We start from the raw sequence: 24708 nt of genomic DNA on the forward strand, positions 1-24708 counted from the left end.
TCCTGTAAGGTCTCCTCTATCCGCCTTGTTTGTTCCATTCGATATCGAAGGGGTGCAGTTGCTCTTCATCCATCTCCAGCCATGCACCAAGGCTGCAACCCACCTGGCACAGGAATAATTGGCCCGAAACAGATGTGGGAGCGGCCTTGTGCCGCGAAGCGCCGCGCGGGCGGCGCTCGATCTCAAGAGCGCAGAAGATCTCCAGCCAAGCACCTGCCAGCCCCACCACGCACTAATAACCCCCATTACCCAACCCGAACAGGCCCATGACCATGACCCAACCCTGGTGGCAAACCCCCTGCCAACCCCTCGACAACGCCGCCATGGACCAGGCCCGCGCCCGTCAGCAGCAGCTGACCAAGCCTGCCGGTTCGCTCGGCCAGCTGGAAGGCCTGGCCATTCAGCTGGCTGGCCTGCAGGGGCGTGAGCGGCCAACGCTGGATCACGCCGCAATCAGCATATTTGCTGGTGATCACGGTGTGGTCGAGGAAGGCATCTCGGCCTACCCGCAAGCGGTGACCGGGCAGATGCTGCGCAACTTCGTCGGCGGTGGCGCGGCGATCAGCGTGCTGGCGCGCCAACTGCAGGCAAGCCTGGAAGTGGTCGACCTGGGCACCATCGACCCGCACCTGGAACTGCCTGGCGTGCGCCATCTGCGCCTGGGCGCCGGTACCGCCAACTTCGCCCGCCAACCAGCGATGACCGAGGGCCAGCTGCAGGCCGCTCTGCAGGCTGGTCGCGATAGTGCCCTGCGCGCCGCCGAACAGGGTGCGCAGCTGTTCATCGGTGGCGAGATGGGTATCGGCAACACCACGGCTGCGGCAGCCCTGGCCAGCGTCCTGCTGGGCTGCCCGCCAGCTGAATTGAGTGGCCCGGGTACCGGCCTGGACCGGGCCGGGGTGCGGCACAAGGCCGAGGTCATCGAGCGAGCGTTGAACAAGCATGGCCTGTGCGCCGACGATCCAGTGCGGGCTCTGGGCTGTGTCGGTGGTTTCGAGATCGCTGCCTTGACCGGTGCTTACATAGGCTGCGCGCAGGCGGGTATCGCGGTGTTGGTGGACGGCTTCATCTGCAGCGTCGCCGCGCTGTTGGCGGTGCGCCTCAACCCGCAGTGCCGGGCTTGGCTGCTGTTCGCCCACCAAGGTGCAGAGCCTGGGCACAAAGCCTTGCTCGACGCGTTGCAGGCCGAGCCGTTGCTTGCCCTGGGCCTGCGCCTGGGCGAGGGCAGTGGGGCTGCCCTGGCCGTGCCACTGTTGCGCCTGGCGTGTGCGTTGCACGGGCAGATGGCGACCTTCGCCGAGGCTGCGGTGGCGGACCGCCCGGCATGATCCTCGACCTGCTGCGCCATGGTGAAACGGAGCAGGGCGGCCTGCGTGGCAGCCTTGATGATGCCCTGACCGACAAGGGCTGGGCGCAGATGCGTAGCGCCGTGGCCGAGGCCGGCCCGTGGGAGGTGCTGGTCACTTCGCCGCTGCAACGCTGTGCGCGTTTTGCCGAGGAACTGGGCGAGCAGTTGAACTTGCCCGTACAGCGCGAGGCGGCGTTTCAGGAGCTGCATTTTGGTGACTGGGAGGGCCGTAGTGCGGCGCAGATCATGGAAGACCAGGCAGATGCGCTGGGGCGCTTCTGGGCGGACCCATACGCGTTCACGCCGCCCAATGGCGAGCCGGTCGAGGCGTTCGCCGAGCGTGTGCTGGCAGCTGTCGAGCGCCTGAAACGTCAGCATGCCGGCAAACGTGTCCTGTTGGTCACCCATGGCGGCGTGATGCGGCTGCTGCTGGCCCGTGCCCGTGGCTTGCCGAGGGCGCAATTGCTGCAGGTTGAAGTCTGCCACGCTGCATTGATGCGACTGGTGCCGGGTGGCGACGGCCAGTGGGTCGAGGGGCGCTGAGATGTTGCCGTTGTGGATTGCCTTGCAGTTTCTCAGTAGCCTGCCGGTGAGTCTGCCGGGGATGCCGGCCCCGCGCGAGGTGGGGCGTTCGCTGCTCTGCTACCCGCTGATCGGGTTGCTGTTCGGCCTGTTGCTATGGCTGGCCAGCCATTTCCTACAAGACACGCCGGCGCCGCTGCACGCGGCCGTGCTGCTGACATTGTGGGTCTTGCTCAGTGGCGCCTTGCACCTAGATGGGCTGGCGGACAGTGCCGACGCTTGGCTGGGCGGTTTCGGTGACCGCGAACGTACTCTGCAGATCATGAAAGACCCGCGTAGCGGGCCAATTGCCGTGGTCACTCTGGTGTTGGTGCTGTTGCTGAAGTTCTGCGCCTTGTGGGTGCTGGTCGAGCAGGGTGTCGGTGCGCAGTTGCTACTGGCACCGTTGATCGGGCGGGCGGCAATGCTTGGGCTGTTCCTGAGTACGCCTTATGTGCGACAGGGTGGTTTGGGGCAGGCGCTGGCCGAGCACCTGCCCCGGCGTGTGGCCTGGTGGGTGTTGCTGGGTTGTGTGCTCTTCTGCCTGGTCCTGGGCGGGTGGATCGTGGTGCTGGCGTTGGCAGTGTTTGCCTGGTTGCGGCACCTGATGTGCCGGCGCCTGGGTGGGACTACCGGCGATACCGCTGGTGCAATGCTGGAATTGCTCGAACTGGCCGTGGTGCTGGGGTTGGCGTTGGGCCTTGCTCAACTCTAGAAGGTGGCGCGATCCCTGTGGGAGCGGGCTTGCCCTAATGCCAGTCAGTTAAGCGATTTGGGGCCGCTTTGCGGCCCATCGCCGGCAAGCCAGGCTCTCATAGAACAACACATGACTCATTGGTTCAGTGAGGTTCTGTAGGAGCAGCCTTGTGCTGCGAAGAGGCCGGTACTGACAAAGCCTGTCTGTTGCTTGTGCCGGCCTCTTCGCAGCACAAGGCTGCTCCTACAAAGGACGCGTCAAACGAGCGATATTTGTTCTCTGCGCGACAGCGCAGCCCAAAAGGGTTGGGCGATCTCCCACAGGTACGGCGCAGACCTCAAGATTTTCGCGGTCCCTGTGGGAGCCCGGCTTGCCGGCGATGGGCTGCGCAGCAGCTCCAATGAGAGACCGCGCAAGCAGGATGTTTCTGTAGGGGCTTTCTGAGCCCAACGTGCCGGCAAATTCCTGAAAAAACTCAGCAAGAAGCGGCATCTAGTCACTGGCGTATGCTTGCCCCTCCGCTAACTGTCGAGGAGTGTTCGCACCATGCGTCATGTCATTCTCGCCGCGCTGTTGTTGGCCATGGGGCCTGCTGCCATGGCAGCCGATCTCATGGCTTTCTGGAACACTCCCCGCCATGGCGGCAACAGCTTCAACCGGCTGCCACCTGACCAAGCCTACTTCGACGCCTTGAGCGGTTATGGCGCGACCTGGGTGCGGCTGTCCTACGATAAATGGCAGCCGGCGGAACGCGATTTCCTCCTCGGCGATGCCGATGCCTACCAAGGCCTGCCTGCCGCCGACCTAGCCACGCTGCGAGCCACCCTCGACCGTGCCCATCAGGCCGGCCTCAAGGTGGTCATCGCACCGCTTTCGCTGCCCGGCATGCGCTGGTCGCAAAACAACCACGGCCAGTTCGACGACCGTCTCTGGCAAGACAAGCGCTACTGGGTGCAGGCTGCGGCCTTCTGGCGGGATCTGGCGCGTGAGCTGAAAGGCCACCCGGCCATCGCCGCCTACAACCTGGTCAATGAGCCCGCCCCGGAGAAGCAAGGTGGCCTGGCCGAGCATGCCGACCTTGGGCAAATGCAGCAGTGGTATGCACGGCAGCAGGGCGGTGCGCGTGATCTGCCCGCCCTGTATCGGCAACTGATAGCGGCCATTCGCGAGCAGGACGCGGATACGCCGATCATGCTCGATGCCGGCTGGTTCGCCGCCGCTGACGCTTTCGGTTACTGGCCGGCACCTCTGGAAGACCAGCGGGTGCTATACAGCGTGCATATGTACGAACCCTATCTGGTGACCAGTGCACCGAACATGACGCGCAAGCAACCCATCGCCTATCCCGGCCCGGCACCGTTCGCAGGGCAGACACAGCGGTGGGATGGCCAGCGTGTGGCGCAATACCTGCGTCAGCCGCTGGACTGGGCCGAGGCCATGAAGGTTCCCCGCTCGCGCCTGGTGGTGGGCGAGTTTGGCTGCATGCGCAGATTGCCGGGGTGCCGGCAATACCTGGAAGACGTGCTCAGCGTGCTCGATCGCCACCGGTTGCACTGGGCCTTCTACAGCTTTCGTGAAGATAGCTGGGATGGCATGGACTACGAACTGGGCTCGGCCAAGGTGCCGTGGCGCTACTGGCAGGCCATCGAGCAGGGCGCTGCAGACCCGCTGCCGCGCAAGGCTACGATGGAGTTCGAGCCGATTCGCAGGCGCTTGAACCCGGGCTGACGTGGTGGGCAGTCGTGAAATCTCTTGCAACACACATGAAGCGGGTATATACACGTATCCATGTTGACCAGTGAATGCATCTGCACCCATCTGCGTCGGGCCGCCCGTGGGGTGAGCCGGCATTACGACGAGGCCCTTGCCGGCTTTGGGGTCAATGTCGCCCAGTTTTCCTTGTTGCGTCATCTGCAGCGGCTCGACCGCCCCAGTATCACCACGCTGGCAGAGGCCATGGGCCTGGAGCGCAGCACCTTGGGCCGCAACCTGCGGGTGCTGGAGGCTGAAGGGCTGGTGGCCTTGGTCGATGGCGACGACCAGCGCAACCGCGTGGTGCTGCTGACCGAGGCCGGTACGCAGCTGCTACGCGCTGCTCATCCTGCCTGGGAACAGGCCCAGGCCGAACTGGTGGAACGGCTGGGGGCAGGGCAGCGGGATGAACTGGTGCGTTTGCTGGATCAACTGGCTTGAATTGATACGACGATATGCGGGTATATACCCGTAAAACCTTGCGATGTGCTGGAGATAACGACAATGACTTCGGTGTGGCGAACCAGCGGGTGGGTATTGGTGGGGGCAGCGTTGATCCTGGCGCTATCCTTGGGGGTGCGGCACGGCTTCGGCCTGTTCCTGGCGCCGATGAGCGCCGACTTCGGCTGGGGGCGTGAGGTGTTCGCCTTTGCCATTGCCTTGCAGAACCTGATCTGGGGGCTTGCGCAGCCGTTCGCCGGCGCCCTGGCTGACCGCCTGGGCGCGGCGCGGGTGGTGATCATTGGCGGTATTCTCTACGCTGCCGGGTTGATGCTGATGGGCATGGCCGACTCGGCCTGGTCGTTGTCGCTGAGTGCCGGCTTGCTGATCGGCATCGGTCTGTCCGGTACCTCGTTCTCGGTCATCCTCGGTGTGGTCGGGCGTGCCGTGCCGGCGGAGAAGCGCAGCATGGCCATGGGCATTGCCAGCGCTGCCGGGTCTTTCGGCCAGTTCGCCATGTTGCCGGGCACCCTCGGCCTGATCCAGTGGTTGGGCTGGTCCGCAGCGTTGCTGGTGCTGGGGCTGATGGTGGCGCTGATCGTGCCTTTCGTGGGCCTGCTGCGCGACCGCCCGTTGCCCAGTCATGGTGCCGAACAGACCTTGGGCCAGGCCCTGCGCGAGGCGTGCTCGCATTCCGGCTTCTGGTTGCTGGCGCTGGGCTTCTTCGTTTGTGGTTTCCAGGTGGTGTTCATTGGCGTGCACCTGCCGGCCTACCTGGTCGACCAGCACTTGGCTGCGACCACCGGCACTACGGTGCTGGCGTTGGTAGGTCTGTTCAATATCGTCGGTACCTTCACCGCCGGCTGGCTGGGCGGGCGCATGTCCAAGCCGCGCCTGCTGACCGGGTTGTACCTGCTGCGTGCGGTAGTGATCGTGCTGTTCCTCTGGGCGCCGGTGACTGAATTCAGTGCTTACCTGTTCGGCATCGCCATGGGCCTGCTGTGGCTGTCCACGGTGCCACTGACCAACGGCACCGTGGCCACGGTGTTCGGCGTGCGCAACCTGTCCATGCTTGGCGGTATCGTCTTCCTGTTCCACCAGCTGGGCGCCTTCCTGGGTGGCTGGTTGGGCGGGGTAGTGTATGACCGTACCGGCAGCTACGACCTGGTCTGGCAGATTTCCATCCTGCTCAGCCTGCTGGCCGCCGCCCTCAGCTGGCCCGTGCGCGAACGCCCGGTCGCCCGCCTGCAGGCCCAGGCCGCATGAACCGCTATCTGGCTCGGGGGCTACTGGCCGTCGCCGCCTTGTTACTGCTGGCGCTGGTGTGGTGGGGCTGGCACAAGGGCGGGATGGCGTTGATGCAGCTGGGCATGAGTGTTTGTTAGGCGCTACCCTGCAAGTTCGAGGATTGTCTTGCAGGAGAAACGAGTCATGCGTGCACATTGGTTGACGGTGCCGGTGCTGGCCCTGCTTGCCAGCGCATCGAGCTGGGCTGCTGATTGCCCAGCGTTGTTGCAGGGCAGCCTGCCGGAGCTGCGTGGCAAGGGGCAGGTTGACCTGTGCGAGCGCTTTGCCGGCAAGCCGCTGGTGGTGGTGAACACGGCCAGCTATTGCGGTTTTGCGCCGCAGTTCGAGGGGTTGGAGGCGACGTACAAGGAATATCACGAACAAGGCCTGGAAATGCTTGGCGTGCCGTCCAACGACTTCAAGCAGGAAGATGCGGACAGCGAGAAGACCGCCAAGGTCTGCTATGCCAACTACGGTGTCACTTTCACCATGACCAAGACGCAGCCGGTGCGGGGCACGGATGCGATACCGCTGTTCGCTGAACTGGCCAGCCAGAGCAGTGCGCCGAAGTGGAACTTCTACAAGTACGTGGTGGATCGCAAGGGCAAGGTGATCGGCAACTTCTCCAGCCTGACCAAGCCGGATGATCCTGCGTTCCGGGCGGCGATCGAAAAGGCCATTGCCTCGCAGCCATAACCTGGCTGCTCTTGCTCTTGCTCTTGCTTCGGCTTTTGCTTCTAAGCGCGCGATAGTTCAGGCGCCGCAGATTGCGACTTCAGGAGGCCGAGCGAAGGGACTGCGTAGGGAGGTGACGGGCATGGATGCCCGTCAAGCGCTGAGGCCCCATGGATGGGGCCTGCAGCGCGTACTCCCGGGAGCAGGCCCGTAGCGAGGGAACCCCGGAGCGCAGCGTAGGGGCCGGATGATGGGAGCCAGCGTTTTTTGGTTACTTTTTGTCGCGTTTGACAAAAAGTGACCCGCCGTAAGGGCGGAAAGGTGAATAAGCGCCACCTTCGAAAATGAATGTTGACCCCGTTGTTGATGCCCACGCTTGAAAGCGAAGAGCGAAGAGCGAAGAGCGGAAAAGTACTGGTCTTGATATCGCGTATAGTCCATTTACGATGGCGACGCTTACTCACCTTTTCGCCCTTACGGCGAGTCACTTTTTGTCAAACGCGACAAAAAGTAACCAAAAAACGCTGCGCTCCCATCATCCGGCCCCTGCGCTGCGCTCCGGGGTTCCCTCACTCCGGCCTTGCTCCCGGGAGGACCGCGCTGCAGGCCCCATCCTGGGGCCCAGCGCTTGACGGGCATCCATGCCCGTCACCTCCCTCCGCAAGGCCTGCGTTCGGCCTCCTGAAGTCGCGAAGATCAAGATCAAGATCAAGATCAAGATCAAGGTCAAGATCAAGGTCAAGAGCCGAAGCAGGGGGCTTGGCTTGGTTTCGGGTTACTTCACTTTGCATGCACCGTAATCGCCACCAACCGCACTACCACCGGCCTGACCATCAACACACATACGAACGCCACAGGCATCGCCAACTGGTACGCCTTCAGCACATTGTCGAGGTATTCGGGGTTGACCCCCGCATTCGCTGCAGTGATCACGAAACACATCAACAGTGCCATGATCGACGACATGTAGAAGGCAAAAACGTAGGGCGTGGCGCCCGGGTGCAATTTGCGTCGGCTGCGTGCCTGGGGCAGGTTGCTCATGCGAACTCCTGAAAGGTGAGTAGAGGCGCAGGTTAGCAACGCACCTGGCAGCAGCTGTAGACCAGTCGTATTGAGTTCTTTATAAAGAGATTCTTACGAATCCAAGGGCTCAGCATGGACCTGCTCAATGCCATTCGCAGCTTCATCAAAGTGGTCGAAGCCGGCAGCATAGCCGCCGGTGCCCGCAATCTGGGCCTGAGCCCGGCCGCGGTCAGCCAGAACCTGGCTCGTCTGGAAGGCCATTTGCAGGTTCGCCTGCTTAGCCGCACCACCCGCAGTATGGCGCTGACGCCCGCCGGGACACAGTATTACGAGCGCGTCAGGCACATCGAGCGCGACCTGGCCCTGGCCGAACAGGCCGTCACAACCCCCGACAGTGAACCCCAGGGGCGACTGTGCATTGCCTCGACGTCCGCCTTCGGTCGTCACGTCCTGGCCCCCTTGATACCCGCGTTCAGTGCCCGCTACCCACTGCTTTCGATAGAGTTGATAACGACTGATCGCCGGGTCAACCATGCTCGGGAAGATGTGGACGTGAGCCTGCGCATTGCCCCGCAACTGGAAGACCAGTTGCTGGCCTGGCATATCGCCCGTATCCCGTTCATTTGCTGTGCCTCGCCCGGTTACCTGCAAGACGCCGGCGTGCCGGCCACGCCCGAGGCCTTGCGTGACCACCGCTGCCTGGTGTTCCGCTACCCGGTGGACGGGCGCTTCCTGCGTTGGGGGTTCATGCGCGACGGGCTGCGGTTCGAGGCAGAGTTCGGCAGTGTCCTGATAAGCGACGACATCGATGCCCTGACCCAGATGGCACTGCACGATGGCGGCATCACCCGCTTGGCCGAGTTCATCGTACGACCGCACCTGGCCGCTGGGGCGCTGGTACCGTTGTTCGAATACAGCGATAGCGGCCAGGCCTATGCCCAGACCGAACCGATGGATATCTACCTGTGCCTGGCCGACCGCTTCGCCATGACCACTAAAGTGCGTGTGTTCATGGACTACCTGCGCGAATGCCTGGGCGACAGCTGGCAGGTGCAGGCATGAAAAACCGCCACGAGGGCGGTTTTTCATGTAACGCGTACGAATCAGAAGCGGTAGGTAAGGGATGCACCGATACCGTGAGCACTGTTCTCATACTTGGCCTGATAGGTGCCTTTCAATGCCTGTTGTGTCGGCGAGCCCGACACATTGTTGACCTTGGTATCCTCTTCCCACAGGTACGAGTAGGCAACATCGATGGTCATGTCATCGTTCGGGCTCCAGCCGGCACCAAAGCTGACCGCTTTACGATCGCCAGTTGGAATACGTGGCGAGCGATCGTGGTTGTTGGTGGGTGACTGATCGACCGAGAAGCCTGCACGCAGGGTCCATTCCTTGTTCACCTTGTAGGCCGCACCAATGGCATGGGCCCAGGTGTCATGCCAGTTCTGCTCTTCGGTGATGGTCTGCAGCGGGTAACCCGCCGGTGCTTCGTTCTTGACAACGATGCTCTCCAGGCGGCTCCATCGGGTCCAGGTGCTACCCGCATACAGTGTCCAGTGGTCATCCAGCTCATGGGTGACCGAAAAGTCCACCGACTCTGGCGTCTTGATCTTCAGGCTGGCGTCGAATTTGCCGCTGAGACGCGCAACACTAACCGGATAGGAAACACGGGTGTCGCCTTCAAGCTTGTAGTCGACCATCGAGTGATAGGTCAGACCCAGACGGGTGCGGTCTGTGGCTTGTACGAGAATGCCAATGTTGTAACCGATCGCGGTGTCGTCGCCCTTGATCTTGATTTCTCCATCTGGGCCTCCGCCCAAGAACGAAGGGGCGGACGCGCTGTTCAGGTTCGAACCCAGTTCACCCTTGATACGGTTGATGGTCGGGCCAAAACCGATCGACACCTTGTCGTTGAAGGCATAGCTGATGGTTGGCTGGAAGGTGACAACCTCGACCTTGCTCTTCTTGCCCCAGTAGCGTGCCGCATCGTCGCTGCCGTAGTCGGTGATCAGGCCGTATGGCACGTAAACACCGAAACCGACGCTCCAGTGATCATCGATCGGCTTGACGTAGTAACCCATGGGTACGCCCACGACCGGGACCATGTCGCCATCGGTTTCCCCCCCGAAATTGCTACCACGACCCGAAATATCAGACTTGGCAATCACGGCCGCGCCACCCACGGTGACTTGCTCGCGCTTGAGGCGCGACATGCCTGCAGGGTTGCCATACACAGTGCTGGCATCTTCGGCAGAAGACGAGCGTCCCGCAAAACCGGTTCCCATGCCGCTGATACTTTGTTCGTTCAGCGCAAAACCTGCGGCGAGCAGTTGGCTGGAAGCAAGTGCAACGGCTACGCCGAGGGAGGCTTTGAGCATTACTTTTTTCATTATTAGAAAACTCCTTGGGATCTCCGGGGCGAAAAGCTACCAACAAATCTCCCGCCGCGCTATAGCCTCAATCGCAGGAGATAGAGCTGTTTTGTAGGACAATCCGACCAAAATTCCCTTTTTTCCGGGCACGCTGTAGGACGCGTCTCAAGATACCTGTGGCAATCTCTGATCTATGCAGGTATGCCAGGCATGGGTGAAGTCACGCAGGCGACCTTGGGGGTTGAAAATCTGTCGCCAGATCCGCGCCAGTGCGAGAAGGTCATCTGCGGCAGGTAGTGGCGTGGCCTGCTCTTCGACGAGCATCCAGGCAATGGCGGTGGAGTAGCGCAGGTTGACGGTGAGTTCCAGGTGCGGGCCGCCGAGGAAGGCGTGCTGGCTGGCCAGGCCGCGGACCAGGCTGGCCAGGTCGGGGTCACGGGCAAGGTAGTCGTCCCAGATAGCCTGGTGACGGTGTTCGCCGATGCGGTACAGGCCATGCCCACGTCGGTCGTGTAAAGCCGACCCCAAGGCCGACTGGCTGGCGGCGATGCCCAGCAACAAGGCTTCGGCGCTGGCGCAGTGACGGTTCAGGTAGACCAGGGTGGGTCGGATCACATACTGACACAATTCATTCGCCGCGATACCCATGATGCCCTCGAGCAGTTAGGGGCCGGACGGGCGCTGGAGCTTGGCAGCTGGTGAGTGATCAGGCCCGCCGGAAGCGGTAAGCACCGCTCGAGTTGAAGTCTAGTGTGATAATCGTGGCGTAAAGGGCTGTTTTTAAATCGATTACTGCCTGACGTGCCGGGCTATATGCCGTAAGGCAATTACGCCAGGGACATTCAGGCAGGCTTGCGATTGGATGATTCAGCGCTTGAATACCGCAGTATTCGCCGCTCACGCGGTAAGCGACTGGCGGGTTCGGGCAATGACCGCCTGCAGTGGTTCACTACGGCTGTACTGTTCAGGGTACAGGCGCTCGGTGTGGCAGGCGACGCCGTGTTCGTCTACCAGGGTGAAGCTGAAGCTACCCTTGCGAGGGGCAACGATAAGGCACTTCAACGGCGAGAAGGCCTGGGAGAGGGTGCCAATGGCAGCCTGAATCTGATGATGAGTTTGCATATTGTTGGAGGTTCCTGCTTTAAACACGGGGGTTATGATCCGTGCATGATAGAAACGTTCCAGTGACGCCTTTATTAAGGGACGAACGAACCTGACTGGAACAGGGCAGCCAGAGGGGGCGCAATCAAAGGTGGGCGCTTGGGCTGACTGGTAGGTACTTCAGAAGGCAGGCAGCACGCCGGGGCCAAGGTTCTAGGCCGTCGGGGTGGGATCCTGATCAATCTGTCACGTGATTCGTGCTTGAACAGCGCGAGGGCTGGCGAGTGAACCATCGAATGGGCCGGTCCTGGTTTCAGCAGCACCACTCTTGGGGGGAGCGGGTTCTGCAAGGACGCTTGAGGCCAGAATTGACTTTCAGCTTGGTACTAACGGAGCGAACCTTACCGAAAAGAAAGGCGCTTGGCAAGCATTTCATACTTGTTCAGATGAGCCGAGCAGTATGGCGCGTATTTATCCTGCTGGGAAGAGGGGGGGAAAGGCCCGCATCCTGCCTGATGTACCGATTTCGTGCACTCAAATGAAGGGTTATGGTGCACTTGTTCACATTCGGGGCAGCGCTTGCAACTGCCCGGCAACATGCCGCGACAGCTTCGCCAATGCCTTGACTGAGCGGTTAAGTCAATGAAAAAAAACACTATTTTTAGCTGGTGAAAAAATCGTCAGTTTGAGCGAAAGCCCCAAATCATGGGGGTTTGAGGGGGATGGGAGGGGGTTGTCCACCGAGTTATCCACAGGAACTGTGGATTGTCCCGGGCACTTGCTCTAGGACGGGCGTGCCAGCAATACAGTGATCTGTCTGACAATCGACATGCTCCGGGACACCTATTGGTTATCCGCTTGAAAACGTCAAGAAAAGATCGCTGAATTTTTTTTTCAATCCTCCGGAAATCCCAAGGTCAGGGCGCTAAAAAAAGCGTAGAGTGGCGCGCCTTTCGAGTTGCCAAACCTGTTGCTCATGAAGTTTCGCGGTAAACACCTCGCCGGCCCCGCTGCATCGACGCCTGCCCCTCCCCCCAAACGTTTCTCCCTCAAAGTAGCCTTGTGGCTGCTCGACAACCCGCGCCTGGGTGACAAGCCGCAGGTCAAGCACCTGGCCGGGCACCTGTTGAAACAGCCGGCGCGCCAGGGCGTGGTGGTGGCGCAAAGCCGTCTGGGGCAGATGCTGTGCCGCGATTGTGGCAATGCCCGTGACCGGCGTATTGGCCATGAACTGCTGCGCCAGGCTGCCCGTGCCGGTGATCGACGGGCACAACTGGAGTATGCGCGGCTGTGCCAGCACAGCGAGCCGGAGCAGGCGAGGTACTGGCTGGAACTGGCGGCGGGGCAGGGGTCGCAAGAGGCGCGGCGGCTTCTGAGGCAGTGGTTTCCTGCCTGAGGTGTGTTGCCAGCACTGGCCTCTTCGCGGGTAAACCCGCTCCCGCCGGAATAGCTATACCTCGGATACTGTGCAATTCCTGTGGGAGCGGTTTTACCCGCGAAGAGGCCGGAACAGGCAACACATCGCTCAGGCTGATAAGCTGCGCTGCATTCATCCAGGATCATTCGGGGTAAGCATGACAGTGGATCTGGCCAGCATTCTGCTGGGCTTGGTGGCAGGTGCCTTACCCTGCCTGGGTTGGGTCATGCAGGTGCAGCGCCGCCAAGGCGCGCGGCAAGGCGAGCAGGCCTTGCTCGAAGAGCGCCTTAATGCTGCCCAGCTAGCCCAGGCCGGCCTGCAGGCGCAACTGGACGCCAGCCGCGACGAGGTCAGCGACCTCAGCGAAGCCAACACCGTCAAGCAGACCCAGCTGGCCGCCCAAGGCCGTGAGCTGGAACTGCTGCAGATCGAACGCGACAATGCCCGGGACGCCGCCCATGCCTGGAACCTCGAGCGTGCCAACCGCGAAGCCGAGCTGCGCCGCCTGGAAGCCCAGAGCGCACGTCTGGAGGCCGAATTGCGCGAGCAGCAGGAAAGCCACCAGCAGCGCCTGGAAGACCTGCAGGAAGCCCGCGACACCCTGCGCGCCCAGTTCGCCGACCTGGCTACCAGGATCTTCGACGAGCGCGAACAGCGCTTCGCCCAGACCAGCCAGCAACATCTCGGTCAGTTGCTCGACCCACTCAAGGAGCGCATCCAGGCCTTCGAAAAACGCGTGGAGGAAAGCTACCGGCAGGAAGCCCGCGAGCGTTTCTCGCTGGGCAAGGAGCTGGAGCGCCTGCAGCAACTCAACCTGCGCCTGTCCGACGAAGCTACCAACCTGACCCAGGCCCTGAAGGGGCAGAAAACCCAGGGCAACTGGGGGGAGCTGATCCTCGAACGGGTGTTGGAGCATGCCGGCCTGGAAAAGGGCCGCGAATACCAGACCCAGGTCAGCCTGAAAAGCGCCGACGGCGAGCGTTTCCAGCCCGATGTGCTGATCATGCTGCCTGGTGACAAGCAGGTGGTGGTGGATGCCAAGGTCAGCCTCACCGCCTACCAGCAGTTCGTCGCCGGTAATGACGAGGCCGCGCTCAAGCAGCATGTGCAGTCGCTGCGCAGCCATGTCAAAGGCCTGTCGAGCAAGGACTACAACCGCCTCGAAGGCCTGCACAGCCTGGATTTCGTGCTGCTGTTCGTGCCGATCGAGGCAGCCTTCTCGGCAGCCCTGCAGGCCGAGCCGAACCTGTTCCAGGAGGCCTTCGACCGGCAGATCGTAATCGTCAGCCCGACCACCTTGCTGGCTACCCTGCGGGTGATCGACAGTCTGTGGAAGCAGGAACGCCAGGGCCAGAACGCTCGCGAGATCGCCGAGCGCGCCGGCTGGCTGTACGACAAGTTCGTGCTGTTCATTCAGGACCTGGACGAGTTGGGCAACCGCCTGCAGCAGGTGGACAAGGCTTATGCTGCGGCGCGTAACAAGTTGTGCGAAGGGCGCGGCAACCTGGTCAGCCGCAGCGAACAGCTGAAGCTGCTGGGCGCCCGTGCCAGCAAGAGCCTGCCGGCCGACCTGCTGGAGCGGGCGATGTCCGATGAGGCGTTGCCGGACGAAGTACTTACTGAACCAGGCTCAGATGGCGATTGAGCATGGCGCGCAGGGCCGCCGGCTTCACCGGCTTGGCCAGGTAGTCCAGGCCAGAGGCATGCACCATGGCGATGGTTTCCTTGCTGCCATCGGCACTGATCACCACGCCCGGCACCGGCTCGCCCAGGCGCGCCCGTAGCCAGCCCATCAGCCCGGTTCCGGTCTCGCCATCGTCCAGGTGGTAGTCCACCAGCGCCAGGTGCGGGCGCATGCCCTTGGTCAGCAGGGCTTCGCATTCAGCGCGGTTGCGCGCGGTCCACACCTGGCAACCCCAGCGGCTGAGCAGGCTGTTCATGCCGATCAGGATGCTGTCTTCGTTGTCCACGCACAGCACCTGCAGCCCGGCCAGTGGCTGGCCACCCTGTTCCACTGGAGCGCTGGGCGCCGGGGCGGCCTGGCGGGCAATCGGCACGCTGACCCGGAACACCGTGCCCTTACCCGGCCACGAGCGCACTTCCAGCCTGTGCCCCAGTACCCGGCAAAGGCCGTCGGCAATCGCCAGGCCCAGGCCCAGGCCTTTTTCGGCGCGGGTCTGGTGGCTGTCCAGGCGCTTGAACTCCTGGAATATCACCTGCAGCTTGTCGTCGGCGATGCCCGGCCCACGGTCCCACACCTCCAGCCACAAGCGTTCGCCCTGGCGCCGTACTCCTAGCAGGATCGGGCTCTTGCCATAGCGCAGGGCGTTGGTCAGGAAGTTCTGCAGCACTCGGCGCAGCAGCTTCATGTCGCTGTCCACCCGCAGGCGGCTGCCGCGCAGGCGGAACTCCAGGCCTTTCTCGGCGGCCAGCACCTTGAACTCGGCGCCCAGGGTATCGAACAGCTCGTTGAGGGCGAAGGGCTTGGTATCCGGGGTGATCTTGCCGTTTTCCAGGCGCGAGATGTCCAGCAGGTCGCTGATCAGCTCTTCAGCCGAGCGCAGCGAGCTGTCCATGTGCTGCACCAGTTGCCGGGCCTCTTCGTTCATGCCTTCGGCCTGCTGCGACAGGGCTGCGGAGAACAGCCGCGCGGCGTTCAGCGGCTGCATCAGGTCATGGCTGACTGCGGCCAGGAAGCGGGTCTTGGACTGGCTCACCGCTTCGGCATGGCTCTTGGCTTCGGACAACGCCTGGTTCAGTTGCGACAGCTCATGGGTGCGTTCCGCTACCCGTTGCTCCAGGCCTTCGTTGGCGTCGCGCAGGGCCTGCTCGGCTTCGCGGAACGGGGTGATGTCGGTGAAACTCATGACGAAGCCGCCGCCCGGCATCGGGTTGCCGATCAGTTCGATCACCCGGCCATTGGGGAACAAGCGTTCGGAGGAATGCGCACGGCCTTGGCGCATCCAGTGCAGGCGCCGCGCCACATGCACCTGCGCTTCGCCCGGGCCGCACAGGCCGCGCTCGGCGTTGTAGCGGATAATGTCGGCAATCGGCCTACCGACGCTGATCAACCCGTCGGGATAGTTGAACAGCTCCAGGTAGCGGCGGTTCCAGGCCACCAGGTGCAGGTTCTGGTCGACTACGCTGATGCCCTGGTTGATGTTCTCGATGGCCCCTTGCAGCAACGCGCGGTTGAACTGCAGCACCTCGCTGGCCTCGTCGGCGATACGCACCACGTCTTCCAGCTGCATGTCGCGGCCTTCGATGGCGGCCTTGACCACGGCGCGGGTCGACGAGGTGCCGAGTACACCGGCCAGCAGGCGTTCGGTGTGTTCGATCCAGTCGCCGTCGGCGTTCTGGTTGGGGTTGAAGCCTTTGCCCTGGCGGTAGGCGAAGCGGATGAAGCTCTGTCGGGCGCGCTCCTCGCCGACAAAGCGCGAGGCCAGGGTCAGCAGGTCATCGATCTGCACCGCCAGCAGCGGCTTGCTGCTGGGCCTGGCGCTGGTCTGCTGGCCGATGAAACGGCCGGCCTGCCAATGCTCGGAAACCCGCGTGCGCGACAGCACCGAGACCCAGGCAAACAGGGTGAAGTTGCCCGTCAGCGACAGCACCACGCCCTGGGTCAGCGGGCTGATCGGCAGGTTCAGCGGGTTGCCGTGCAGCCACGCCAACCCTGGGAACAGCTGCAGCGACCAGCCCACGCTGTGCGCGGCAATCGGCAGCACCAGGGTGTAGAACCACAGGAATATACCGGCAGCCAGGCCGGCGAACACGCCGCGCCGGTTGGCCTGCTTCCAGTACAGCGCACCGAGCATGGCCGGGGTCAGCTGGGTCACGGCGGCAAAGGCGATCTGGCCGATGGTCGCCAGGCTGGCGGTGGAGCCCAGCAGGCGGTAGCTGACATAGGCCAGCAGCAGGATCACCACGATGGTCACCCGGCGCACCGAAAGCATCCAGTGGCGGAACGCCTCGAACGGCCGCTCGGCGTTGGTACGGCGTAGCAGCCAAGGCAGCAGCATGTCGTTGGAGACCATGGTCGACAGCGCCACGGCCTCGACGATGACCATGCCGGTGGCCGCCGAGGCGCCGCCGATGAATGCCAGCAGGGCCAGGCTCGGGTGTGCCTCGGCCAGCGGCAGGCTGATGACGAACGAATCGGAGATTACCGTGCCCGGCAGCAACATCTGCCCGGCCAGGGCAATCGGCACCACGAACAACGCGGCCAGCGCCAGGTACATCGGGAACACCCAGCGCGCCAGGCGCATGTCCTGGGGTTCGATGTTTTCCACCACGGTGACGTGGAACTGCCGTGGCAGGCAGATGATCGCCATCATCGCCACAGCGGTCTGTACCACCATCGACGGCCAATTGATGGTCTCTTGCCAATAGTCCTGCAGGTGGACCGATTGGCGGGCCTGGCTGAACAGGTCGTCGAAGCCGTCATACAGGTTGAAAACGACGAAGATGCCCACGGCGAGGAAGGCCAGTAGCTTGATCAGGGATTCAAAGGCAATCGCCAGCACCATGCCACGGTGGTGTTCGGTGACGTCCAGGCTGCGGGTACCGAAGACGATGGCGAACAGTGCCAGTACCAGCGACACCACCAACGCGGTGTCCTGCACGCGGGTGCCGGTGGCGTCGGCATTGGCGCCGATCAGCAGGTTCACGCCCAGCACGATGCCCTTGAGCTGCAAGGCGATGTACGGCAGCACACCGACCAGGCAGATCAGCGCCACTACCACCGCCAGGGACTGCGACTTGCCGTAGCGCGCGGCGATGAAGTCGGCGATCGAGGTGATGTTCTGTTGCTTGCTGATCAGCACCATCTTCTGTAGCACCCAGGGTGCGAAGATCAGCAGCAGCACCGGGCCCAGGTAGATCGGCAGGAACGCCCAGAGCTGTTCGGCGGCCTGGCCGACCGCGCCGAAGAAGGTCCAGCTGGTGCAGTACACGGCCAGCGACAGGCTGTACACCCAGGCACGCAACTTCGGCGGCAACGGCGTGCTGCGGCGGTCGCCATAGAAGGCGATGGCGAACATGATGGCCATATAGGCCAGGGCGACCACGGCGATCAGCCCGCTGGACAACGACATGAAGACTCCGAAGCAAAAAGATAACGCGGTCCCGATCAATCAGTCTGGCACGCAGGTGCCGCTTCGTCAGCGCAGACGATGGTCGCAGTGGCAGGTGGTCGCAGGGTTCTCTTCAACCTGTGCCGGCCCTTTCGCGGGTGAACCCGCTCCCACAGGTACTGCACAGGCTTCGAAAGCGGCGCTGCCCCTGTGGGAGCGGGTTCACCCGCGAAGAGGCCAGCAGAGCAGGCATCATCCTTTACGGGTACCCAGCCAATAAAACACCCCCGCCAGTATCACCGACAACACCAGCAGGTAGAAGATCGCCCCCGGCCACAGATGCACAAGGGCAAACCCAACCAATACCGGCCCCAGCGCTGCACCGAGGTTGGACAGGTTCTGCGCACCGTAATACACCCCACGCAAGTGCTCCGGCGCAATCAGGTCGATGAACATGTACTCGGCCGGGATCACGATGATCTCGCCCAGGGTGAACACCAGCATCGCCAGGCACCACGCCAGTGCCGAACCGGCCATGGCAAAGCCCAGCAGCCCGGCGATGAACAGGCCCATGCCGGCCAGCAGCCAGGGCATCAGGCGCTGGCGGCTGATGCGCCGGCCGATCAGGTACTGCAGGGCGATCACCGTCACCGCGTTGGTGGTGACCAGGTAACCGACCAGGCGCGCTGCCTCGGCCGGGCTGCTGGTCACCACCAGGTACTGCGACAGGTAGGCGGTGAACTGGCCGAACACCACTGCGCTAAGCACCCCGCCCAGGGTGAAGCATACCAGCCGCCGGTCACGGGCCAGCCCCAGCGCCACCTGGCCAAAGCCGGCCCCGGGCGTGTCCGGCGCACTGGCCTGCAGGCTGCGGTCACCCAGGCGCCAGTAGGCCAGGCACATACCGAGGCCGAGCAGGGCAGAGGCGATGAACGGCATATGGTCGTTCAGCTCCAGCATGACCACACCCAGCAGCGGGCCAGCGGCGTAGCCGACGTTGCTGAGGGTATACTTGATGGCGAACACTTCGGCCCGTTCCTCCACCGGCAGCAAGGCGCAGAAGCCTGCCTTGGCGGCGATGTCGACCACTGCCAGGGCCAGGTTGATCAGCACCAGGCAGAGGAAGAACAGCAGCGCCGAGCGGCTTACGACCGCGCCGACGAAAGCCAGGGCAAACAGCAGGGTGCTGGCGCTGACCAGTGTGTGGTTGCGCAAGGTATCCACCAGGTGACCGCCATACAGGCTCAGCAGCGAGGCGATGATCAGCGCGCCACCGATCAGCAGGCCGATCTGGCTGATCGGCAGCTGGAAGTTGTCGGCCAGGTACACCACCAGGTAGGGCAGGGTAAGAGCGCGTGCGACAGTGAGGGTGAAGGTGGTGGTAAGCAGCAGGCGTACGGTGTGCGGGTAGCGTTTTATAGCGGCGAGCATGACCACATCCTTGTTGTTCTGTTTTGCCGGGGCCAGCATATGCCAATAGAGGCCTGCTGCGCAGGCCTTTCGCGGGCGCGCCCGCGAAAGGGCCGGTACAGGCCTCCAAAATCCTTGAGCGCTTGCCAGCCAGCGCATTTCCCATGCAGATTTGTGGCTTGTCGCGCCCGGCGCGCCTCCAATTGAAAAGCCCTCAGGACCAAGGACGATGAGTCACTCCTCGCAATTCACCTTGCTCGGCAAGCGGCGTTTCCTGCCGTTTTTCATCACCCAGTCGCTGGGTGCCTTCAACGACAACCTGTTCAAGCAGTCGCTGATCCTGGCGATCCTGTTCAAGCTCAGCCTGGGCGACGGTGACCGTTCGATCTGGGTCAACCTGTGCGCCCTGCTGTTCATCCTGCCGTTCTTCCTGTTTTCGGCGCTGGGCGGGCAGTTTGGCGAGAAGTTCGCCAAGGACGCGCTGATCCGGGCGATCAAGCTGGCCGAGATCGTGATCATGGCGGTCGGTGCGCTCGGCTTCATCACCAACCACCTGGCTCTGATGCTGGTGGCGCTGTTCGGCATGGGTACCCACTCGGCGCTGTTCGGCCCGGTGAAGTACTCGATCCTGCCGCAGGCCCTGCGCGAGGAAGAACTGGTCGGCGGTAACGGACTGGTGGAAACCGGTACCTTCCTGGCCATTCTCGCCGGCACTATCGGCGCCGGGGTGATGATGTCGGCCGACAGCTATGCCGCCGTGGTGGCCGGCGGCGTGGTCGGTACCGCCGTGCTGGGCTATCTGGCCAGCCGCTGGATCCCACGGGCCGCTGCCGCCTCACCGCAAATGCCGCTGGACTGGAACATCTTCAGGCAGTCGTGGGCGATCCTGCGCATGGGCCTGGGGCAGCCGCCGGCGGTGTCGCGCTCGATCGTAGGCAACTCGTGGTTCTGGTTCGTCGGTGCCATCTACCTCACGCAGATTCCGGCCTACGCCAAGGACTGGCTGCACGGTGATGGCACGGTGGTGACCCTGGTTTTGACCTTGTTCTCGGTGGGGATCGCCCTGGGTTCGCTGCTGTGCGAGCGGCTGAGCGGGCGCAAGGTGGAAATCGGCCTGGTGCCGTTTGGCTCGTTCGGCCTGAGCCTGTTCGGCCTGCTGTGGTGGTGGCACTCCGGCGATGTGCCGGCTGCGGCGGCGCCACACGATTGGCTGGCGCTGTTGGGCATGGGCCAGGCCTGGTGGATCCTGCTGTCGATCGTCGGCCTTGGGGTGTTCGGCGGCTTCTATATCGTGCCGCTGTATGCACTGATCCAGGCTCGCACGGCCGAAGACCAGCGCGCCCGGGTGATCGCTGCCAACAACATTCTCAATGCCCTGTTCATGGTGGTGTCGGCAGTGCTCACCATCATCCTGCTGGGTCTGGCCGAGCTGAGCATCCCGCAGCTGTTCCTGGTGGTGTCGCTGCTCAACATCGCGGTCAATGCCTATATCTTCAGGATCGTGCCCGAGTTCACCATGCGCTTCCTGATCTGGCTGCTCAGCCATTCTATGTACCGCGTGCAGCATCGCGACCTCGAGCGTATCCCCGACGAAGGCGCGGCACTGCTGGTGTGCAATCACGTGTCGTTCGTCGATGCGCTGCTGCTGGGCGGGGCGATCCGCCGGCCGATTCGCTTCGTCATGTACTACAAGATCTACAACCTACCGGTGCTCAACTTCGTGTTCCGCACCGCAGGCGCCATCCCGATTGCCGGGCGCAACGAAGACATGGCCATCTACGAACGTGCATTCGCGCGCATTGCCGAGTATCTGGCCGATGGCGAGCTGGTGTGCATCTTCCCCGAAGGCAAGCTGACCGGGGACGGCGAAATCGATGTGTTCAAGGGTGGCGTCAACCGCATACTCGAAGAAACCCCGGTGCCGGTAATTCCATTGGCCTTGCAGGGGTTGTGGGGCAGCTTCTTCAGCCGTGACCCGGCCAAGGGCTTTTTCAAGCGCCTGTGGTCGCGGGTGACCATCGTGGCGGGCGCCGCCATCCCGGTAGAGGCGGCGCAGCCAGAGGCGTTGCGTGAGCAGGTCAGCCGCTTGCGCGGCAACCTGCGCTAGGGGAGGGGGTTAGCTGGCGCTGACTTTCAGGCCGACCAGGCCGGTAACGATCAGCGCCACGCTGGCCAGGCGTACCAAGGCCATGGACTCACCGAACAGGATGATGCCGGCGATCACCGTGCCGACGGCGCCGACTCCGGTCCAGATGGCATAGGCGGTGCCCAGCGGCAGCTCTTTCATGGCCAGGCCCAGCAGGCCCAGGCTGATGGCCATGGCGGCGACGGTGAGTACGGTGGGCAGTGGCTTGCTGAAACCGTCGGTGTATTTCAGGCCGACGGCCCAGCCGACTTCGAACAGGCCGGCGAAAAACAGGATGACCCAGGACATGGTACGTCTCCATCGTTGTAAATGATGGGGCCGTCCCCGGAGTGGTCACGCGGTGCGTCGTGAGGTCGTCCTCACAGTGGGTGCCATGGTGCACATATGCAGCCCTCTGGGCAAGCTTGTGCGGGCCTCTTCGCGGGTAAACCCGCTCCCACAGGAATCTCCACAATTTTCATGCCTGTGCAGTACCTGTGGGAGCGGGTTCACCCGCGAAAGGGCCGGCACTGCCAAAAAATCACTTCAAGGCCAGCACCGGCATTTCAAAACACATCAGACCCCTTGCGGAATCTCCTCGCCACCCAGCGCCTCGAACAGCACCGGCAGGAATTCGGCAAAGGTCATCATCATCAACTGGAAGCTGGCATCGAACTGCTGGGCAGCCTCATCGCCACCGTCCTGCTCGGCCTGCTCCTGCAGCAGCTCTTCGAACTTCAGGCGCTTGATCACCATCTTGTCATCCAGGATGAACGACAGCTTGTCCTGCCAGGCCAAGGCCAGCTGGGTGACCACCTTGCCAGTGCTCAGGTGCAGCTGGATTTCCTCGCCGGTCAGGTCCTGGCGCTTGCAGCGCACGATGCCGCCATCTTCGGCGGTGTCGCGCAGTTCGCACTCGTCCAGCACATAGAAGCCTTCGGCAGCCTCTTGCGACTTGACCCATTCGGTCATGGTGGCAACCGGTGCGATTTTCACGGTGGCCGGGCGCACCGGCAGCGAGCCCATCACTTCACGCAGGGTAGACAGCAGGTCTTCGGCACGCTTGGCGCTGGCCGAGTTGACCAGGATCATGCCCAGGCGCGGGGCGATGGCGGCGAAGATCATCGAGCGGCGGATGAACGCGCGCGGCAGGAAGGCCTGGATGATCTCGTCCTTGATCTGGTCGCGTTCCTTTTTATAGACCTTGCGCATCTGCTCGGTCTCGATCTCTTCGACCTTTTCCTTCACTGCGTCGTTGACCACGCTGCTGGGCAGTATGCGTTCTTCCTTGCGCGCGGCAATCAGCAGGTACTCGCCGCTGACATGCACCAGGGGAGCGTCTTCGCCCTTGCCGAACGGCGCGACGAAACCATAGGTGGTCAGCTCCTGGCTGGCGCAGGGGCGGGCCGGCTTGCTGGCCAGGGCCGCTTCCAGCGCTTCAGGCTCGAACGGGACTTCCTGGGTCAGGCGGTAGGTCAGCAGGTTCTTGAACCACATGAGGGGCAATCTCTCCTTAATGCATAAGGCGCGCATTATTCTCCGAGCGGTGCTCTCAGGCCAACCCTGTCGGAGTGCCAGTAGCGGTTGCTGGACGTAAAGATGCGCGTAGCAACGCTAGGTCTTTGAAAGGCATGAGTTTTTTTTTGAAAAAAGTTTAAAAAGTGCTTGCCAGGATACGGGGCCGCCCGTAGAATGCGCGCCACACCGAGACGAAGGGTGATTAGCTCAGCCGGGAGAGCATCTGCCTTACAAGCAGAGGGTCGGCGGTTCGATCCCGTCATCACCCACCACTCGATGTTTAGCGCAGCGGTAGTTCAGTCGGTTAGAATACCGGCCTGTCACGCCGGGGGTCGCGGGTTCGAGTCCCGTCCGCTGCGCCATATTTCACTTCCAGGGCCTACTGAACACCCGGAAGTTACAAAGAAAGCGACCTTAGGGTCGCTTTTTTTGTGCCTGCGATTTGGTGGTTTGCCGAAATTTGCAAAAAGTTGGATAAGTGCTTGCCAGAGCGCCAAGTCGCCCGTAGAATGCGCGCCACACCGAGAGACATGGGTGATTAGCTCAGCCGGGAGAGCATCTGCCTTACAAGCAGAGGGTCGGCGGTTCGATCCCGTCATCACCCACCACTCGATGTTTAGCGCAGCGGTAGTTCAGTCGGTTAGAATACCGGCCTGTCACGCCGGGGGTCGCGGGTTCGAGTCCCGTCCGCTGCGCCATATTTCACTTCCAGGGCCTACTGAACACCCGGAAGTTACGAAAAAAGCGACCTTAGGGTCGCTTTTTTTGTTTCTGCTTGTACTACAGGGCCTTTACGGGAATGCAGATATCGCAGCTGAACTCACCCGTTTGAGGATTGAATGCCGTCGCTGCATAAAACCTCTCAAAACACGGCCGGTCGTCACATTGCAGGCCGTTGGACGGTATCCACTCGCGGATCAGCCGCGTCCAGGCGTCAGCTATGTTCTCCACCTTCCCTTTGAAGCTCGAAACCGCATAGCGACCACCCGGCAGGGTCTGAATGTCTGCCTGACCGCTGGTGACAAAATCGGCTGGTACCTCAACGCAAGCATCATAGCGGCACTTGTTGGCTGGCGTGATGGACGGATCGTCATAACCGATTCCGAAGCAAGCTCCTTCGCTGAAGCCGTGTGAGTGCATCCATGGCGCCATTGTGCCGCGCCAGAATTCGCCGATCGCGGGGCCGTAGGGACCGATCAAACGCTGGTATGCGACTCGCGTTCTAGGTAAGTCGATGATGCGAACATTCATGGCGGTATCCTTTGCCGACCGATAAGAGACGACAGAATCACCGAACGCAGTCTCGTGTGTCTGATTCATATTGCTGAAGGCCTGACCAGGATTGCTCTCTCCCTCAGCGGGGTGCTGCCCGATGGCGGCCACCAGTGCTGCCGCTCGGTGGGGAGTGTTGGCCCGCCAGTCCGATGGCGTACAGCCAAACTTGAGTTTGAAGGCCCGCGCGAATGCCTCACCCGAATTGAAGCCAGTAGCCAGGGCGGTCTCCAGCACTGTTTCGTAGCTGCCGCAGGAAAGACGGAGTGCTGCTTTCTCCAGCCGTCTGCGCCGGATGTAGTTGCCCAGGGTCTCGCCCATCCATGCAGCGAAAATCCGGTGAAAATGAAAGCGCGAAAAATTGGCAATTTCGGCTAATTCCGCGCCATCCAACGGTTGCTCCAGGTGAGCATCGATATAGTTGAGTACACGATTCATGCGTCGTGTGTACTCAGCGCGGGATGCCTGAGCGGCAGGTTCGGTCGTCATAATGCGGAGACAATATTCTCAGATCAAAAAGCAGTGGCTCAGTAGTGTGAGCTGAGTAAACCTCTTCCAGCATTGAAAATGCCAGTCTTCCCGCTGCCATGATAGCGAATGTGCTCCAGCATGGCGCCAGAGTGCCCGCGTGTGCCAT

Annotated in this window: 21 protein-coding genes and 4 tRNA genes; 16 read left to right on the forward strand and 9 right to left on the reverse strand. The window is 62.3% G+C overall.

Going from position 1 to position 24708, the window contains the following annotated elements:
* Positions 1–272 precede the first annotated feature (272 nt).
* The 8 genes from cobT to CAY82_RS12420 all read left to right on the forward strand — a co-directional run bounded on the left by cobT (position 273) and on the right by CAY82_RS12420 (position 6782).
* Entirely contained in the window at positions 273–1328 is a 1056-nt protein-coding gene (gene cobT / locus CAY82_RS12390) for a nicotinate-nucleotide--dimethylbenzimidazole phosphoribosyltransferase (RefSeq protein ID WP_087501608.1), read from the forward strand.
* Positions 1325–1891: a histidine phosphatase family protein gene (locus tag CAY82_RS12395; protein WP_087501461.1), complete on the forward strand. Its 567-nt coding sequence runs from the start codon at positions 1325–1327 to the stop codon at positions 1889–1891. Before cobT ends, CAY82_RS12395 begins: the two co-directional genes overlap by 4 nt.
* 1 nt (position 1892) lies before the next feature.
* Positions 1893–2624 carry an adenosylcobinamide-GDP ribazoletransferase gene (locus CAY82_RS12400; protein WP_087501462.1) on the forward strand — a complete coding sequence of 244 codons (732 nt, stop codon included), beginning with the start codon at positions 1893–1895 and terminating at the stop codon, positions 2622–2624.
* A 528-nt stretch (positions 2625–3152) separates the two neighbouring features.
* Positions 3153–4334 (forward strand): glycoside hydrolase family 5 protein, encoded by a 1182-nt coding sequence (locus CAY82_RS12405; protein ID WP_256576264.1) that lies wholly within the window; start codon positions 3153–3155, stop codon positions 4332–4334.
* 60 nt (positions 4335–4394) lie between these two features.
* Complete coding sequence (locus CAY82_RS12410; protein ID WP_087501463.1) at positions 4395–4799, forward strand: MarR family winged helix-turn-helix transcriptional regulator; 405 nt, start codon at positions 4395–4397, stop codon at positions 4797–4799.
* Between the two features lie 72 nt (positions 4800–4871).
* A complete protein-coding gene (locus CAY82_RS12415; RefSeq protein WP_170931071.1) occupies positions 4872–6065 on the forward strand; it encodes an MFS transporter in 1194 nt (397 codons plus the stop codon).
* Entirely contained in the window at positions 6062–6184 is a 123-nt protein-coding gene (locus CAY82_RS27055) for a hypothetical protein (RefSeq protein ID WP_075044023.1), read from the forward strand. The genes CAY82_RS12415 and CAY82_RS27055 overlap by 4 nt, the downstream gene beginning before the upstream one ends.
* A gap of 46 nt (positions 6185–6230) precedes the next feature.
* Positions 6231–6782 (forward strand): glutathione peroxidase, encoded by a 552-nt coding sequence (locus CAY82_RS12420; RefSeq protein WP_087501465.1) that lies wholly within the window; start codon positions 6231–6233, stop codon positions 6780–6782.
* Between the two features lie 759 nt (positions 6783–7541).
* On the opposite strand, the gene CAY82_RS12430 is transcribed toward CAY82_RS12420, so the two are convergent.
* The gene (locus CAY82_RS12430; RefSeq protein WP_087501467.1) at positions 7542–7802 is read right to left on the reverse strand and encodes a DUF2798 domain-containing protein; all 261 of its coding nucleotides are present in this window, start codon (positions 7800–7802) and stop codon (positions 7542–7544) included.
* Between the two features lie 114 nt (positions 7803–7916).
* Here CAY82_RS12430 and CAY82_RS12435 point away from each other — a divergent pair, with 114 nt between their 5' ends.
* Positions 7917–8846, forward strand: a complete 930-nt coding sequence (locus CAY82_RS12435) for a LysR family transcriptional regulator (RefSeq protein WP_087501468.1) — start codon at positions 7917–7919, stop codon at positions 8844–8846.
* Between the two features lie 41 nt (positions 8847–8887).
* Here the strand turns inward: CAY82_RS12435 and CAY82_RS12440 are convergent, their stop codons facing one another.
* The 3 genes from CAY82_RS12440 to CAY82_RS12450 all read right to left on the reverse strand — a co-directional run bounded on the left by CAY82_RS12440 (position 8888) and on the right by CAY82_RS12450 (position 11278).
* Positions 8888–10174 (reverse strand): OmpP1/FadL family transporter, encoded by a 1287-nt coding sequence (locus CAY82_RS12440; protein WP_087501469.1) that lies wholly within the window; start codon positions 10172–10174, stop codon positions 8888–8890.
* A 147-nt stretch (positions 10175–10321) separates the two neighbouring features.
* Positions 10322–10804, reverse strand: a complete 483-nt coding sequence (locus CAY82_RS12445) for a hypothetical protein (protein WP_087501470.1) — start codon at positions 10802–10804, stop codon at positions 10322–10324.
* A 249-nt stretch (positions 10805–11053) separates the two neighbouring features.
* Entirely contained in the window at positions 11054–11278 is a 225-nt protein-coding gene (locus CAY82_RS12450) for a hypothetical protein (protein ID WP_003257337.1), read from the reverse strand.
* Positions 11279–12233: 955 nt separating this feature from the next.
* On the opposite strand from CAY82_RS12450, the gene CAY82_RS12455 reads away from it, so the two are divergent.
* Together CAY82_RS12455 and rmuC are read left to right on the forward strand one after the other, a co-directional pair.
* Positions 12234–12653 carry a tetratricopeptide repeat protein gene (locus CAY82_RS12455; protein WP_087501471.1) on the forward strand — a complete coding sequence of 140 codons (420 nt, stop codon included), beginning with the start codon at positions 12234–12236 and terminating at the stop codon, positions 12651–12653.
* Positions 12654–12945: 292 nt separating this feature from the next.
* Complete coding sequence (rmuC, locus tag CAY82_RS12460) at positions 12946–14319, forward strand: DNA recombination protein RmuC (protein ID WP_170931072.1); 1374 nt, start codon at positions 12946–12948, stop codon at positions 14317–14319.
* Here rmuC and CAY82_RS12465 read toward each other — a convergent pair.
* Entirely contained in the window at positions 14291–17767 is a 3477-nt protein-coding gene (locus CAY82_RS12465; RefSeq protein WP_087501473.1) for a hybrid sensor histidine kinase/response regulator, read from the reverse strand. The two genes, rmuC and CAY82_RS12465, sit on opposite strands and share 29 nt — an antisense overlap.
* A 231-nt stretch (positions 17768–17998) precedes the next feature.
* Positions 17999–19177: an MFS transporter gene (locus CAY82_RS12470; RefSeq protein WP_087501610.1), complete on the reverse strand. Its 1179-nt coding sequence runs from the start codon at positions 19175–19177 to the stop codon at positions 17999–18001.
* A gap of 208 nt (positions 19178–19385) precedes the next feature.
* Here CAY82_RS12470 and CAY82_RS12475 point away from each other — a divergent pair, with 208 nt between their 5' ends.
* Positions 19386–21263 (forward strand): 1-acyl-sn-glycerol-3-phosphate acyltransferase, encoded by a 1878-nt coding sequence (locus CAY82_RS12475; protein WP_087501474.1) that lies wholly within the window; start codon positions 19386–19388, stop codon positions 21261–21263.
* Positions 21264–21272: 9 nt separating this feature from the next.
* On the opposite strand, the gene sugE is transcribed toward CAY82_RS12475, so the two are convergent.
* Both sugE and rdgC read right to left on the reverse strand, forming a co-directional pair.
* Positions 21273–21590 (reverse strand): quaternary ammonium compound efflux SMR transporter SugE, encoded by a 318-nt coding sequence (gene sugE / locus CAY82_RS12480; protein ID WP_087501475.1) that lies wholly within the window; start codon positions 21588–21590, stop codon positions 21273–21275.
* A 267-nt stretch (positions 21591–21857) separates the two neighbouring features.
* On the reverse strand, positions 21858–22778 hold the full coding sequence (gene rdgC / locus CAY82_RS12485; protein ID WP_063911574.1) for a recombination-associated protein RdgC: 921 nt from the start codon (positions 22776–22778) through the stop codon (positions 21858–21860).
* A 217-nt stretch (positions 22779–22995) separates the two neighbouring features.
* Here rdgC and CAY82_RS12490 point away from each other — a divergent pair.
* The 4 genes from CAY82_RS12490 to CAY82_RS12505 all read left to right on the forward strand — a co-directional run bounded on the left by CAY82_RS12490 (position 22996) and on the right by CAY82_RS12505 (position 23497).
* Positions 22996–23071: transfer RNA gene (locus CAY82_RS12490), tRNA-Val, on the forward strand.
* 13 nt (positions 23072–23084) lie between these two features.
* Positions 23085–23161 (forward strand) — tRNA-Asp (locus CAY82_RS12495).
* A gap of 170 nt (positions 23162–23331) precedes the next feature.
* Positions 23332–23407 (forward strand) — tRNA-Val (locus CAY82_RS12500).
* A 13-nt stretch (positions 23408–23420) separates the two neighbouring features.
* Positions 23421–23497 (forward strand) — tRNA-Asp (locus CAY82_RS12505).
* Between the two features lie 82 nt (positions 23498–23579).
* Here the strand turns inward: CAY82_RS12505 and CAY82_RS12510 are convergent.
* Positions 23580–24509, reverse strand: a complete 930-nt coding sequence (locus CAY82_RS12510) for a GyrI-like domain-containing protein (protein WP_218190830.1) — start codon at positions 24507–24509, stop codon at positions 23580–23582.
* Between the last annotated feature and the right edge of the window lie 199 nt (positions 24510–24708).

It is taken from the genome of Pseudomonas sp. SID14000 (assembly GCF_002165135.1).
Classification (GTDB): domain Bacteria; phylum Pseudomonadota; class Gammaproteobacteria; order Pseudomonadales; family Pseudomonadaceae; genus Aquipseudomonas.